Here is a 13,125-nt window from a genome sequence, read left to right on the forward strand (position 1 = left end):
GATGATAATTATCTAGAAAAGCTTTGAAAACAGTATCTAAAAAGGTTTTGATAATATCCATGAAGCTTTTCCTCCTGATTGTTTAAGCTTTGTTTATTATATTCTTCTTAAATTACTAACATTAAATACGTACTAGTTAGAAAATACTTCCCTGAAAACAAAATTTTATAGTGTCCCTGTGTCAGAAACTTTCATGTTAATTCCAATAAACATAAAAGTCGTGAATTTCACGCTTGTTTCTGACATAGGTACATATTACAAAATCATAGTCATTTCAAACAATCCCCTTAAACAACCGCTTCTTCACTGCTTTGTCTGTTATAAAATATTAATCCCATTACGCCACTGAGGAATAGCAAAGTGGAAGCCAAAACAAAAATAAAAGCATAGGGAATGGTTTCCGATAGCCAGCCTGTCAACAACTGAGAAATTGGAACTGCCCCGAAAGCTGCTAGCGAAACGATACTCATCGTTCTGCCGAGCCTTGCCCTTGGAACATGGGCCTGAATCTTTGAAATGATGATGACACTTGATATACCATTCAAAATCCCTATGGCCGCTAAAGATAGCAACACGACCCATATGGAAGGAATAGCTACTAAAAACAAGAGCAGTCCCTGTATAAGTTCAAGCCAGTAAAACGAACGAAGTGTTTTATATTTTGGGTGTAATTTGGTGACAAACATCATGCCTATGACCGAACCAGCTCCAAAGGCAGCCAAGACGAATCCCATCTGTGAAGGTGCCAGATCGAAGCTTTCCTTTGAATATAGCGGTAATGCGATCTGCATTGGACCGACTACTACCAGTCCCCCCACTAAATCTACCAACAGTACGATACGGAGCCACTTGGTTGTCCACACTTGCTGAAACCCTTCCACGAAATCTTTCATAATACGCGAGTCTTTCACTTTAGGTGAGCTTTCCTTGTTAACGCTGACCATAATCCCGGTGATAGCGCCAATCAAATAAGACAGGGCATTTATGAGAAAACCAGCCTCAATTCCGTAGAGCCCCACCACTAATCCAGCAAGAGGAGGACCAATGAAGATGGCGGTTTGAGAGATTGATTGAACCCATGCATTTGCATTTTCTAAATCCCTTGTTTCTACGATAGAAGGAACAATGGTATTAAATGCCGGATAGAAAAATCCGCTTGCCACACCAGATAAAGAAATTAAGAGGTAAAGCAGTGGAAATGACAAGGCATCAAAGAATAAAAATGAAATCAAAACGGTCAAAATCACAAACCGAGCGAAGTCTGAAATCCAAATAACCTGTTTCGCACTTAACCGATCAACTGCAACGCCTCCCACCAGCAATAGAAGAATACGAGGAAAGACCGAGAAGAATAGGGAAAGAGCCATTTGACTGCCGCTTCCACCCATCTCAAAAATCAAGTAAATCAGGGCGATCTGCTGGAATCCATCTCCTATTGTCGAGAAGGACTGACCAAAGAAAAAATAAGCGAAATTCTTATTGGAGAAGAGGTTGTATTTAAATAGTCTTCTCATTGTTTTGTTTCTCTTCTCTTAGATTTTGGAGAAACTGGATGAAAAAAACTGCTGATCGTATAGAATTTCCGATTATCTGTAGGTGTTCGTTTCATGGAAGAATTATTCATAATTTGATCGATAGCAGATAAATGTTCCTTAATAGAAGCTATTTCTTCGTCTGTTAACCACGCGTGTTCCTGAGTGATGAATGAGTTTGGAAGGAAACCTTCATGATAATCGACACTTTCGATGAGATTCCGGTAAGTTTCATGAAAAGTAGATTCATAGAGCATATGTTCATCGGATTTGGCCAATTCAAGAGAAGGAGAAAGTCGGAATGAACGGGCTGAAGCCGTATAATATTTTTCGATGATGGATCCTTTTACTTCTTCTCTTGTAAGTCGGATAATTCCAGCGTTCAGGAGTTCCTTTACGTGAAAGTGCACTTTAGGTGCAGACTCTTTGAGGGCTATTGAAATTTCTTTATTTGTCATTTCATCAAACGAAAGAACGGTTAAAATACGCTGTCTTAGTGGATGGGATAGGGCATGAAGCTGCTCCGTAGTTTCAATAATCATTTCATAATTCATTTTATCGTCTCCTTTTCAACTAGCAATTAAAATATTTTTATCGATAAATTATAATTTATTAAAATAATTATATTTCATCTTTATTTAAATTGCAACCTGTAAAACTAAAGTTTCAGATTATTTCTATCTAGCTTTGAAACAGTTCCACTAACGGGTGCTTAGTCAAAGATTCGCTATACGAAATAATTAATATTATTACAGCGTATTTTAAAGTTAAAACCATAATTGGGTTACCAACTATAATGTAACTTAACATAAAAGTAGGTTACTGATATTTATAAAAGAACGTCAAAATCACCTCTCTAGTTTAACTGAGAGGTGATTTTTTTAGGGGAACCTATGTTAAAATAGCTATAAATTTATTTGATGATTTAAATTAATGATTCAATTTGATAAGATGGTACTAATTGTAAATGAATGGAGGCTAAATTTGTGGTAACAATTGAGGACTTTTTAAAATTGGACATCCGTATTGGTACTGTTATTAACGCTGAACCCTTTCCAGAAGCACGAAAACCTGCAATAAAATTAGAAATTGATTTTGGAGAAATTGGTATTAAACATTCTTCGGCACAAATTACACAAAGATATACACCAGAACAACTTATTGGACATCAGGTCGTTGCAGTAGTAAATTTCCCTCCAAGACGTATAGCAGGTTTTAAATCGGAGGTATTAATAATTGGAGGTGTACCAGAGGAAGGTGACGTGGTACTTTTAAAGCCAGATGAATCTGTTAAAAATGGAACACCAATAGCATAAAAAATTCTAAAAGCAAACTTAATCTTAGGAACAGTTATTGTTTCGTTAAAGGAGTCTTTAGTGGAGAATGTTGGTATTCGACAATCGGGCGCAATTCTTGAAAGGGAATTGTGCTTTTTCGGTAATAAGGCGCGTTTATGGAGTAACGAAAGTAGAAAATAATCAAACTTTTTTATAAAAACCAACCTTAAAAACTCTAAAGAAGAATCCATTTTGATCAAACTTTTTTTAAAATGAATTTTTCTTATTAATCGTAATAAATGATTTATGTGGTGTTTTGCTTCGTGCTTTTTTTCTAAGCTACATAAAGAAGACTGTTCGATTCACTTTTTCTACATGGGATTTAGGAAAATTTTGTACTTCAATTCGACGAAAATCTGAATAGTTGTTAATAAGATGTATACGAAAAAATCCACTCTTAGGTATAAAGTGGATTTTTCTATATGCATCTATTTCTTACCTTCTCCATTCAGCTGATGTAATAAGCGCATGATTGTTTCGTTTATTTCATCCAGTTCCTTTTTACTCATGCCAGTAGCATCGAATAGAGATTGAGGAACACAAGATGCCTTTTCCTGTAGTAGTTGGCCAGCTTGCGTAATATGAATATTCATGACGCGTTCATCGACAGTGTCACGTCGACGCTCGATGAGACCAGCAGCTTCCATACGTTTGAGTAATGGAGTAAGTGTACCTGTATCAAGATTAAGTATTTCCCCCAGTTCTTTAATTGTTCTTTGTGGCTTTTCCCATAACGTAACTAAAACTAAATACTGAGGATAAGTAAGCTGAAGTTCATCTAGATAAGGGCGATAAAGGCGTAAGATAGCCCTCGAACAAGCGTACAAGGAGAAGCAGAAATGATCTTCTAATTTTAAATTTTGTGAATTCGTATCCATTTGTTACACCTCTATTGGTTAGTATTTCTCTCATTATTAATTTAACATACCACCAAAAAATAAAAAAGAATTTTGTGCAATTTAATTGTTGACAACATATTTATAAGAAAGTAAGATGAATTCATAAAATAAGTTTTGCGCAATAAAGTTTAGCGAAACTTAAATATAATAATTGGAGGAATTTATAATGAGTAAACTTACTGTAGGATTTGAAAATGGTACACCAATCGAGCTTCACATTGAGGATGTAGGAACTGGAAAACCGGTCGTGTTAATTCATGGTTGGCCACTTAGCGGAAGATCTTGGGAAAAACAAGTACCTGTATTGGTAGAGGCTGGATACCGCGTCATTACGTATGATCGTCGTGGATTCGGGCAATCTTCACAGCCATGGAATGGATATGAATACGATACATTTGCGGCAGACTTACACAAAATTTTGGAGCATCTAGACCTTCGTGATGTCACATTAGTTGGATTTTCAATGGGTGGCGGTGAAGTTGCTCGTTACATTGGTACTTACGGAATAGAACGTGTATCAAGAGCTGTATTGGCAGGGGCTGTACCTCCGTACCTTTACGAAACGGCGGATAATCCAAAAGGTGGATTTGATGATGCAACAATTAAAGGTTTACAAGATGGAGTAAAGGTAGATAGAATTGCCTTCTTAGATGACTTCACAACGAACTTCTTTGCTTCTGGGGACAGAATGGATTTAGTGAGTGAAGCATTCCGACTATATAATCGTGACATTGCAGCATTTGCTTCACCAAAAGGAACACTTGACTGTATCGCAGCATTTAGTAAAACCGATTTCCGTGCTGATTTAGATAAGTTCAATGTCCCAACACTAATTATTCATGGTGATTCAGATGTCATCGTGCCATTGGAAGTCAGTGGGCAAAAAGCACATGAACGTATTCCTAACAGTCAGCTTGTGGTCATTAAAGGTGGACCACATGGATTTAATGTGACACATGCTGAGGAATTCAACACAGAATTGATTCAATTTTTGAAGTCTACTGAATCAGTTTCTATATAACGTATTCTTTTGTAAACAATGCAGGCACCAAAGTGCGTGACTCCGCTCATGAAGGGATTCTTTGTAAAAGCGAGATAAAAGGTAATCTTACAGATAGCACCTGTTATTCGATATTAAAAGACGAGTATTTGAATTAACTTGTATTTATTAGGTCTAGGTACTACAAAGTTACGTAATATTTATCAACTTACTGATAATGGTTGGACTTCTCTAACAAATTACACAATACCAGGAGTGGACCAAAGTGAGTTAGTAGAGCCAGAAGTTATTACCTATACTTCTTTTGATGGACTTGAAATTGAATCGTTATTTTTCAAAGCAAAAAAGGAAAACGATAATGGACATATCATTTTCGCCACATGGTGGTCCACAAGCTGCGGAACGTAAATTTTTGAGATCTCCATTCCAATTCTTTTTAAATAATGGCTATAGCATCTTTTCTCCAAACTTCCGAGGTTCAACAGGATATGGTTTAGCTTTCGGAAAAATGGTAGAGGGCGATTGGGGATACGGCCCACGCCTTGACAATGTGTCAGGTCTTGAATGGCTCATTAATAACAGATATGCTGAAAAAGGTAATATTTTATTAATGGGGGAAGCTATGGTGGCTACATGGCCTTATTACTTCGCGGTTCCCATGCGGATTATATCAAAGCTGTAGTCGATATTTTTGGCCCATCTGATTTGTTATCATTTATCAACTCAGTTCCTGAAGAATGGAAGCGATGATGGACCAATGGGTAGGAAATCCTGACAGACATAAAGAAAATCTGATTGAATATTCACCAATTACGTACCTTGAAACCATGACAAAACCAATGCTCGTCATCCAAGGAGTCAATGATCCACGTATGGTAAAAGCAGAATCTGATCAAATTACTTACAAGTTTTAGAATTGTGAAATTGTTCAGAATAATTTAATTATACTATGATAATTTAGTGAATCGAAATAGATTGTTATATGAATTGGAGAGAGTCATGAGTAATTTTAATCTTTTATTAGTTAAGAACAGTCAAATAGAAGGGGAACGTATTTTATTACGACCAGTTTCGTTTAATGATGCTGAAGATATGTTTGAATATACATCTGATGAAGAAACAACGCGTTTTTTATACAGTCCACATAAAGATTTGGAACAAACTCAAAGTATGATTGCAAATTATTTTGTCAAAGAGCCTATCGGTAAATATGCAATTGTCTTAAAAGATAGCAATAAAATGATAGGTGCTATTGAGTTTAGAGTGGATGACTGGAATAAAAGCGGGGATCTTGGTTTTACATTAAATAGAAAGTATTGGGGCAATGGCTATATGACTGAAGCTGGAAAACTGATACTAGAATTAGCCTTCAAAGAATTAGGGTTAGAGCGTGTACATGCAGCACATGATGTTATTAATGGTGCTTCTGGTAAAGTATTGCTTCGCTTAGGTATGCAACGTGAAGGGACCCTTCGTAAAAGCGAAATGATCAAAGGTGTATTAGCAGATAGCGCGTACTATTCGATTTTAAAAGAAGAATATTTGAATGCTGGGAAAAAAGAACAATAATCGCTATTTGTTTTGGCAATTCCATTTACTATTGCATTTTTAGAAATCTACTTGTCAGATGAATTGTAATTTCAATAAGGAAGGTGTCCATTTGGGCACCTTCCTTATTTATTGGATAAGACAATCCATTTAAATATTTTTATTAACGATATTTTAAATAGTATAGGCTGGCAACTAGTCATACTTGAATATACAGCGAAATATTAGAACAATTTTGACATAAGTAATAGATAAATATTTTTCAAAAAAATGTAACGAAACAGATAACCAAGGTATTAATATTAAGAACAGCAAGAGAGAGAGGGCGTTATGAAGAAGCTTGAAGAAGAATACGAAAAAATTCATCCGAAAATCTATACGTTTTTTTATGCTAAGACAGGGAATCAGGCAACAGCTCAAGACCTTTGCCACGATACCTTTTATGAGGCATGTAAAAACATCGCATCATTTAATGGACATTCCACCTTGTCGACTTGGGTGTTCTCGATTGCGAATAATTTATTAAAAAAGTATTACCGAAAAAATAAGTATCAGCAAAGCTTAATGCAAAAACTTGCATCTCTTCCAGATAATGAAACCCATTCACTGGAAGAGATGGCGGAAATTAATGAAGAAACAAAAATACTCTTACATCATATTTCGAAACTGGATGATGCCTCTAGGGAAATCATATTGCTACGCATATACGGAGAACTGAGTTTTGCAGAAATCGGCATTTTGATTGGCAAATCAGAGAATTATACGCGCGTGACATTTCATCGGTTGAAATTAAAGATTCAAAAATTAATGGAGGAGACTTTATGAAAAAAGAATGTGCGGTTGTGCAAGACCTTTTGCCTTTATACGAAGAAGACTTGTTGCAGCTAGAGACAAAACAATTTATCGAGGAACACTTGAAAAGTTGCCAAAACTGCCGCCAAATCGCAGAACAATCACAAATTCCTCTTCCCACGGAAGTAAACGTAAGCGGTGTTTCTAACAAAATGATTCGAAATATAACGTTGAAATTGGCGACCATACAGATTTTCTTTGTATCCATTGCTTTGATATTGGCTATCGGCACGACCATTATGAAAGACAATAGCGGCTTTATCCTGACCTATGCCCTTTTGGGTGCGGTTACGTATCTATTTTACCGATCGGCGCTCGTTGCCATCCTGCTTGCAGGAATACCCAATTTCATATGGAATTGCCTGTCATATATGACAGATTGGTTCGGCGAATTCTATGCTGAAAGTTTTTCGGAAGCTCTTCTAATAGCACTGACGTCCTTAGTTATCCACCTGCTGTTTACTTTTATTGGAATCATTATTGGCTTTTGTATACTTAAAGCAAGAGAGGAAAATTAAATATGATAAAGAAAATAATATACAGTGTGATTGTAATTTTATTAATTGCAGCCGTAGTATTCGCTTACATGCAAATGAGCGGAAATACAATCGACAAGCACAAAGCAAAGGAGAGCCTTGAAAATTTTTTAGAACAAACTTATCCGGACATGGACTACGAGATCAAGCGGTCTGTAGGATATGGATGGTCCGATGGCACTTATGAGTTTAAAGTGGTAAAAAAGGACACGACTGCAGTTGAAAACACTTATACCTTCCATGTCTCCGCTTTCGAACCGTATGAAGTTTTTAGTGATACAATCCATGAATCCAAGATAGACAAAGCGGCATCCGAAAAGCTAAACGCGGAGGCAGAGCAGTATATTCTTACGCTCCTTCAGAAAAAAGTGCCGCAAGTCGATTCAGTTGATACAAATGTGGAAGTATACAACCAAATTGACGAGGAATGGACGCCGCAGTTGAAAACACCAAGGCCGATTCACATTATGCTGGAAATTGAAAAAGGCAATTTAACGAAAGAACAAATGTTGCAACAGAGCCAGGAAATACAGAAGCAATTGAATAGTGAATCCATCAATTATGTTTTAGCAGAAATAGAGTATAAAAGCGTCATGAATGGTGAAGAAATTTATGATTACTACATTAGATTTACACCGGAACAAGAATTAACGATAAAAGAGGTTAATTAATACTTTATCAAAATAGATTGTGTATTGAATTGGACATAGTTTAATACTTTTGAAATCTAATTTAATTGCTAAAAAAGCATATATTCCACAATCGGGCGCGATTGTGGAACAATTTAGATAGGAAATGATCAAACTTTTTTATAAAAATTGAACAATACTTCACAAAGAAAGAGCCCATTTTGATTAATCCTTTTTTCAAAATAGGTTCTTCTTATTTATCATAAAATACCGGTTTGTGAGGTATTTTTGTTAATAGATGAGCTCATTTTTTAATGATAATAAGTGGATTATTCTTATTTCATTATTGATTGTATTACAGTCGAGGCCATCTACTTCGAATTAAAATGGCCAAATCTTAGTACACCAATAAAATACCTTACATATAAGGTGTTATAAGGTGGTTTCCTCATTAAGAAGCCTCTTCTGGTTGTGCGATTTCAAATTCACCTTCTGCATACTCTTGCTCCGCATAATGGCTTCCCCATTCACAGAGCTCCTGCAAGATTGGTTTAAGAGATTCTCCAAGTTCAGTGGATGAATATTCAACCTTCGGTGGTACTTGATTATACATCTTTCTGCTCACAAGTCCACTGTCTTCAAGCTCTCTAAGTGTTTGAATCAGCATTTTCTGAGTTATATTTGGGATAATGCGCTTTAATTCACTCGTTCTCTTTGGTCCATTCATTAAAAAGTGTAATACAAGACCTTTCCATTTTCCGCCAATAACTTCCTTTGTCACTTCAAAACCACAACTAAATTTTTTCAAGTCTAAACCTCTCCATTCCACATTTATTACTTTTTAGTTACTATATCACTAAAAAGTGGGCACTTCCGTTAATGTGCTTACTGAAGGATACTATATCTTGTGAGTTGTTCTTCAAGTACTTAAAGGTACTAGACATAAATTAATTTTAAAGGAGTGTTAAATATGGGTAAATTTGAAGGTAAAATAGCGCTTGTAACGGGTGGAACAAGTGGGATTGGTCTTGCTACAGCACAAAAATTTGTAAACGAAGGTGCATATGTTTATATCACGGGACGTAGACAAAACGAACTTGATAAAGCTGTTAACCAAATTGGCAAGAACGTAACCGGTGTTCAAGGTGATATTTCTAAGCTTGAAGACTTAGACAAACTTTATGACATTATAAAGCAGGAAAAAGGTAAGTTGGACATTCTTTTTGCTAATGCAGGCACCGGCAACTTCCTTCCATTAGGTGAAATTACAGAAGAGCAGGTTGATAGAACGTTTGACATTAACGTTAAAGGAACCATCTTTACTGTTCAAAAAGCGTTATCACTATTCCCGGATAAAGTAGGTTCTATTATTGTAACGGGCTCTACTGCTGGGTCAATTGGCAACCCAGCGTTTAGTGTATATGGAGCATCTAAAGCAGCATTAAGAGCACTAGTTCGCAACTGGATTCTTGACCTAAAAGGTACTGAAATCCGTGTAAATGTGGTTAGTCCAGGAGGTATTCTTACACCTGCATATGATGAGCTTTTTGGTGATGCACTTGAAGAGGTACTGGAAAATAGCAGAAATACTGTTCCAGCTGGAAAAGTTGGGACACCTGAAGAAGTAGCAAACGCTGTATCTTTCCTTGCTTCAGACGAAAGCAGTTACTTGACGGGTGTAGAATTGTTCGTAGATGGCGGGCTAGCACAGGTATAATTTCACTGCGCAGAGATTACAAATAGTCCGGAAAAAAGGTTAATGGGGAATGGTGTAACCGAATCGCCGCAAAATATATAATTTATAGGAGGAGTCAATATGACCAATCAACAAGTTCAACTCAATATTCGTTTTAAGGCTAAACCAGGGAAGAAAGAAGAATTCCGCAAGGAGCTATCTTCCCTTATTGAGGAGATGTCATCCGAGAAGGCATTCATTAGCGCCATTGTATCGGACGATCTGGATCAGCCAGATGACTTGATTATTTATGAAACATGGCAAGGCACGAGAGATAGCTGGCTTGCGGAAGAATTTATTAAACCATACCGCAAGAATTACGAAGGAACACTGGGCGATTTAATTGTGGATAGAAGCGTCAGCTGGTTGCAACCTAACCGTGAATGGGGAAGTCATATAACGAATGCATATTAATTTTTATAAATGAGAAATAGCATCTACAGCTGTACAAATGGGCGAAGTCACAATAGCTGTCTTCGACGATACATGCGGCAACATTATTCAGATAATGCAGGAGTAACCTTATTTATGGTAGAAAAAATTATGCAATAAAGTGTTTTTATAAACAATTTAACAACAACTTTATGTTGAGACCTAATAGAAGGAGGAAAGCATCATGGCATTTTTCGAGACAAGTGACGGCGTCAAATTGTATTATCAGCAAAAAGGAGAAGGACAACCGATTGTGCTCGTCCATGGCTGGTCATCGGATCATAAAACATTCGATCAACCATTTGAAGAATTGAGCAAAAAGTTCAATGTAGTGTCTTTTGATTTGAGGGGACATGGCGCTTCTGATCGCCCGGAGCATGGTTTGACATTGAAGAGATTCGCTTCCGATTTGGAAGAACTAATGGAGCATCTTAACTTGATGAATGTCACATTGGTTGGACACTCGATGGGGGTTTCTACGACATTCGAGTATGTAAAAAACTTCGGTGTATCCAGATTGAAGGCCGTATCGTTGTTCGACATGACACCAAAATTAGTCAATGAAGAGGATTGGAATTTAGGTCTTTATCACGGTAAATATACGCGGGAAGACTCATTGAATGATTTGACAGTGATCAATGATAGCTTGAAGGAATTCGCAAAGCCTTTCTTTAAAGTAACCGTCCCATACTTGACTGGTGAAATGATGGAAGAGCAGCTCAATTTAGTAGTCAACGGCAATACCCCTCATGTATTAGCGGCAATGTGGCATGCGATGGCAGTTGGCGATTATCGTGACGTGTTACCACAAATCACTGTACCAACACAAATTGTGTATGGAGAAAAGAGTACACTTTACTCAAAAGAAACAGCGGAATACATGAAGGAACAGATTCCGAATTCTGAAGTGATTCCGTTTGAAAACTGCACGCACTTATTAGTTGCGGAAGATGTAGTAAAAACAGCAAAAGTAATTGAAGAACTTGCAAGTTCTATGGTGAATTCATAAATAATGAAGGGGCTGTCTAAAAAATCCCTAAAATGAAGAAGGTGGAGAAAAATAAATCGTTTTTCTCCACCTTCTTTTTTGATTTTTCGTTTTATAAGGTGGTTTCTGCACAATAGGCCCACCACTTTCAGCAAGTTATGGGCCATTGCCAGTATGCCAAATTCCGTTTGGACCTTTTCAAGGGTGTTTACTAAATAGCATAGATGTAAGGGTAAACAAAAAGTCTTGTTCAACTCCCATGAAAATTAAAATCTTCGATTTATAGAAAAAGGCAATACGAAATCGGACGCAGCTCAATAATTTTTTAAAAAAGTGCAGCGCCTAAATGAGAATTAAATTATGGATTGTACTAGGAGGCATTTGGGTCAGTGATTGTAACGTTGTAACCTAAGTTTTCAAGTCTTCGAACAGAATATCGTACAATCGATTGTTCTTTTTGTTTGTCAAAGTAATCTTCCCCTAAGTCTAGGTACATTTCTTTGCGTGTTAGGAGATAATAGCTGATTCTTAAAATAGCATGAGCGACTGATATCCCTGCACGCTTTTTACCCTTTCTTGATGCAGTACGCCTATACAGGGCTCCCAAGTAGGTTTTGGATCCTCTAACAGAATGAGCTGCTTCAATTAATGCCGATTTCAAGTACTTGTTTCCTTTTTTCATGTTGGTTGATTTCCTCTTGCCCGCACTTTCATTATGCCCAGGTACTAATCCTGCCCAGGAACATAAGTGCGCCGAACTGGGAAATTGCTTCTCCACATCTGTACCGACTTCGGCTAAGATTTGTTCGGCCATTCGAGTGGCGATGCCAGGAATGGAATCCAATCGTTCTATATCTTCTTGATGGGAGGATAACCTAGTAGCAACCTCTTCGTTTAATAGCTCAATCTGCTCAGTTAGAAATTCTATATGGACCAGAATGGTTTTTAACATGAGACGTTGATGTGGATTGATATACCCTCGAAGAGCTAGCTCCAGTTCACTCTTTTTCTTCTTCATTGATCGGCGGGCAAAGCTAGCTAATTTCTCAGGATCATTTTCGCCATCGGCGATAGCACGGAGCATATCAAGAGACGAAACACCCATGATGTCGGAGACAACGGAACCGAGTTTGATATTCGCTCCTTCTAAAACCTTTTGAATCCGATTATGTTGTCTCGCACGCTCTTCAATAATACTTCGACGGTATCGAACTAACTCTCTTAATTCCCGCTGATTTCGGTCTGGAATAAAACTTGCTTTAAGTAGACCGTGACGAAGAAGTTTGGCAATCCATTCTGCATCTTTTACATCGGTCTTACGACCTGGTACTGCTTTCATATGTTGAGCGTTCACTACTAAAAACTCAATGCTCTCGGCTTCTAGCAAGTTAACAATAGGCTTCCAAAATACACCTGTACTTTCCATTGCTACGTGAGTACAATCATGCTCCTTAATCCAGTCAATTAACTGTAATAGAAATACAGTTTTAGTGGAAAACGTTTGAATCTCCTTTCCTTTTGGGGTAATAATACAAGCAGTAATGGAATCCTTATGGACATCCATTCCACAAGCACGTTCAATGATTACTTCCATTGTAATCATCCTTTCTACGGCAAATAGTATTGGAGGCTGGTGC

General features: G+C 37.1%; 14 protein-coding genes and 1 pseudogene. 10 read left to right on the forward strand and 5 right to left on the reverse strand.

Annotated features, from left to right (window positions below; genetic code table 11):
- Positions 1-287 precede the first annotated feature (287 nt).
- Together FG382_RS19110 and FG382_RS19115 are read right to left on the reverse strand one after the other, a co-directional pair.
- Entirely contained in the window at positions 288-1,514 is a 1,227-nt protein-coding gene (locus FG382_RS19110) for an MFS transporter (RefSeq protein ID WP_142540480.1), read from the reverse strand.
- Entirely contained in the window at positions 1,511-2,086 is a 576-nt protein-coding gene (locus tag FG382_RS19115) for an ArsR/SmtB family transcription factor (protein WP_142540481.1), read from the reverse strand. Before FG382_RS19115 ends, FG382_RS19110 begins: the two co-directional genes overlap by 4 nt.
- A 432-nt stretch (positions 2,087-2,518) precedes the next feature.
- Between FG382_RS19115 and csaA the strand changes: the two genes are divergently transcribed.
- Positions 2,519-2,848, forward strand: a complete 330-nt coding sequence (csaA, locus tag FG382_RS19120; protein WP_142540482.1) for a chaperone CsaA — start codon at positions 2,519-2,521, stop codon at positions 2,846-2,848.
- A 449-nt stretch (positions 2,849-3,297) separates the two neighbouring features.
- Here the strand turns inward: csaA and FG382_RS19125 are convergent, their stop codons facing one another.
- Complete coding sequence (locus tag FG382_RS19125) at positions 3,298-3,747, reverse strand: MarR family winged helix-turn-helix transcriptional regulator (RefSeq protein ID WP_142540483.1); 450 nt, start codon at positions 3,745-3,747, stop codon at positions 3,298-3,300.
- A gap of 187 nt (positions 3,748-3,934) precedes the next feature.
- Between FG382_RS19125 and FG382_RS19130 the strand changes: the two genes are divergently transcribed.
- The 6 genes and pseudogenes from FG382_RS19130 to FG382_RS19155 all read left to right on the forward strand — a co-directional run bounded on the left by FG382_RS19130 (position 3,935) and on the right by FG382_RS19155 (position 8,375).
- Positions 3,935-4,789 (forward strand): alpha/beta fold hydrolase, encoded by an 855-nt coding sequence (locus FG382_RS19130; RefSeq protein WP_142540484.1) that lies wholly within the window; start codon positions 3,935-3,937, stop codon positions 4,787-4,789.
- 135 nt (positions 4,790-4,924) lie between these two features.
- Positions 4,925-5,667 (forward strand): annotated as a pseudogene (locus FG382_RS19135) (alpha/beta hydrolase family protein); the annotation flags it as partial.
- 100 nt (positions 5,668-5,767) lie between these two features.
- Positions 5,768-6,337, forward strand: coding sequence for a GNAT family N-acetyltransferase (locus tag FG382_RS19140; protein WP_142540485.1), 570 nt, complete (start codon positions 5,768-5,770; stop codon positions 6,335-6,337).
- Between the two features lie 309 nt (positions 6,338-6,646).
- Positions 6,647-7,141, forward strand: a complete 495-nt coding sequence (locus FG382_RS19145; protein WP_142540486.1) for an RNA polymerase sigma factor — start codon at positions 6,647-6,649, stop codon at positions 7,139-7,141.
- Complete coding sequence (locus FG382_RS19150; RefSeq protein WP_142540487.1) at positions 7,138-7,686, forward strand: zf-HC2 domain-containing protein; 549 nt, start codon at positions 7,138-7,140, stop codon at positions 7,684-7,686. The genes FG382_RS19145 and FG382_RS19150 overlap by 4 nt, the downstream gene beginning before the upstream one ends.
- Before the next feature lie 2 nt (positions 7,687-7,688).
- Positions 7,689-8,375, forward strand: a complete 687-nt coding sequence (locus tag FG382_RS19155) for a YfjL-like protein (protein ID WP_142540488.1) — start codon at positions 7,689-7,691, stop codon at positions 8,373-8,375.
- A 409-nt stretch (positions 8,376-8,784) separates the two neighbouring features.
- On the opposite strand, the gene FG382_RS19160 is transcribed toward FG382_RS19155, so the two are convergent.
- Complete coding sequence (locus FG382_RS19160; protein ID WP_142540489.1) at positions 8,785-9,141, reverse strand: winged helix-turn-helix transcriptional regulator; 357 nt, start codon at positions 9,139-9,141, stop codon at positions 8,785-8,787.
- Between the two features lie 162 nt (positions 9,142-9,303).
- Between FG382_RS19160 and FG382_RS19165 the strand changes: the two genes are divergently transcribed.
- The 3 genes from FG382_RS19165 to FG382_RS19175 all read left to right on the forward strand — a co-directional run bounded on the left by FG382_RS19165 (position 9,304) and on the right by FG382_RS19175 (position 11,509).
- A complete protein-coding gene (locus FG382_RS19165) occupies positions 9,304-10,050 on the forward strand; it encodes an SDR family NAD(P)-dependent oxidoreductase (RefSeq protein ID WP_036198350.1) in 747 nt (248 codons plus the stop codon).
- Between the two features lie 99 nt (positions 10,051-10,149).
- A complete protein-coding gene (locus FG382_RS19170; protein WP_142540490.1) occupies positions 10,150-10,482 on the forward strand; it encodes a putative quinol monooxygenase in 333 nt (110 codons plus the stop codon).
- A gap of 202 nt (positions 10,483-10,684) precedes the next feature.
- Entirely contained in the window at positions 10,685-11,509 is an 825-nt protein-coding gene (locus FG382_RS19175) for an alpha/beta fold hydrolase (protein ID WP_142540491.1), read from the forward strand.
- A gap of 349 nt (positions 11,510-11,858) precedes the next feature.
- Here the strand turns inward: FG382_RS19175 and FG382_RS19180 are convergent, their stop codons facing one another.
- Positions 11,859-13,082, reverse strand: coding sequence for an IS110 family RNA-guided transposase (locus FG382_RS19180; protein WP_142540492.1), 1,224 nt, complete (start codon positions 13,080-13,082; stop codon positions 11,859-11,861).
- Positions 13,083-13,125: the final 43 nt, after the last annotated feature.

Origin of the sequence: Psychrobacillus lasiicapitis (assembly GCF_006861795.1) — a bacterium.
Lineage (GTDB): Bacteria > Bacillota > Bacilli > Bacillales_A > Planococcaceae > Psychrobacillus > Psychrobacillus lasiicapitis.

Bases quoted from the DNA above. Each gene is read 5' to 3' on its own strand.
- FG382_RS19115 (WP_142540481.1), bottom strand. From the start codon at position 2,086: ATGAATTATGAAATGATTATTGAAACTACGGAGCAGCTTCATGCCCTA.
- FG382_RS19145 (WP_142540486.1), top strand. From the start codon at position 6,647: ATGAAGAAGCTTGAAGAAGAATACGAAAAAATTCATCCGAAAATCTAT.
- FG382_RS19175 (WP_142540491.1), top strand. From the start codon at position 10,685: ATGGCATTTTTCGAGACAAGTGACGGCGTCAAATTGTATTATCAGCAA.
- FG382_RS19150 (WP_142540487.1), top strand. From the start codon at position 7,138: ATGAAAAAAGAATGTGCGGTTGTGCAAGACCTTTTGCCTTTATACGAA.
- FG382_RS19125 (WP_142540483.1), bottom strand. From the start codon at position 3,747: ATGGATACGAATTCACAAAATTTAAAATTAGAAGATCATTTCTGCTTC.
- FG382_RS19130 (WP_142540484.1), top strand. From the start codon at position 3,935: ATGAGTAAACTTACTGTAGGATTTGAAAATGGTACACCAATCGAGCTT.
- FG382_RS19165 (WP_036198350.1), top strand. From the start codon at position 9,304: ATGGGTAAATTTGAAGGTAAAATAGCGCTTGTAACGGGTGGAACAAGT.
- FG382_RS19180 (WP_142540492.1), bottom strand. From the start codon at position 13,082: ATGGAAGTAATCATTGAACGTGCTTGTGGAATGGATGTCCATAAGGAT.
- FG382_RS19110 (WP_142540480.1), bottom strand. From the start codon at position 1,514: ATGAGAAGACTATTTAAATACAACCTCTTCTCCAATAAGAATTTCGCT.
- FG382_RS19140 (WP_142540485.1), top strand. From the start codon at position 5,768: ATGAGTAATTTTAATCTTTTATTAGTTAAGAACAGTCAAATAGAAGGG.
- FG382_RS19155 (WP_142540488.1), top strand. From the start codon at position 7,689: ATGATAAAGAAAATAATATACAGTGTGATTGTAATTTTATTAATTGCA.
- FG382_RS19170 (WP_142540490.1), top strand. From the start codon at position 10,150: ATGACCAATCAACAAGTTCAACTCAATATTCGTTTTAAGGCTAAACCA.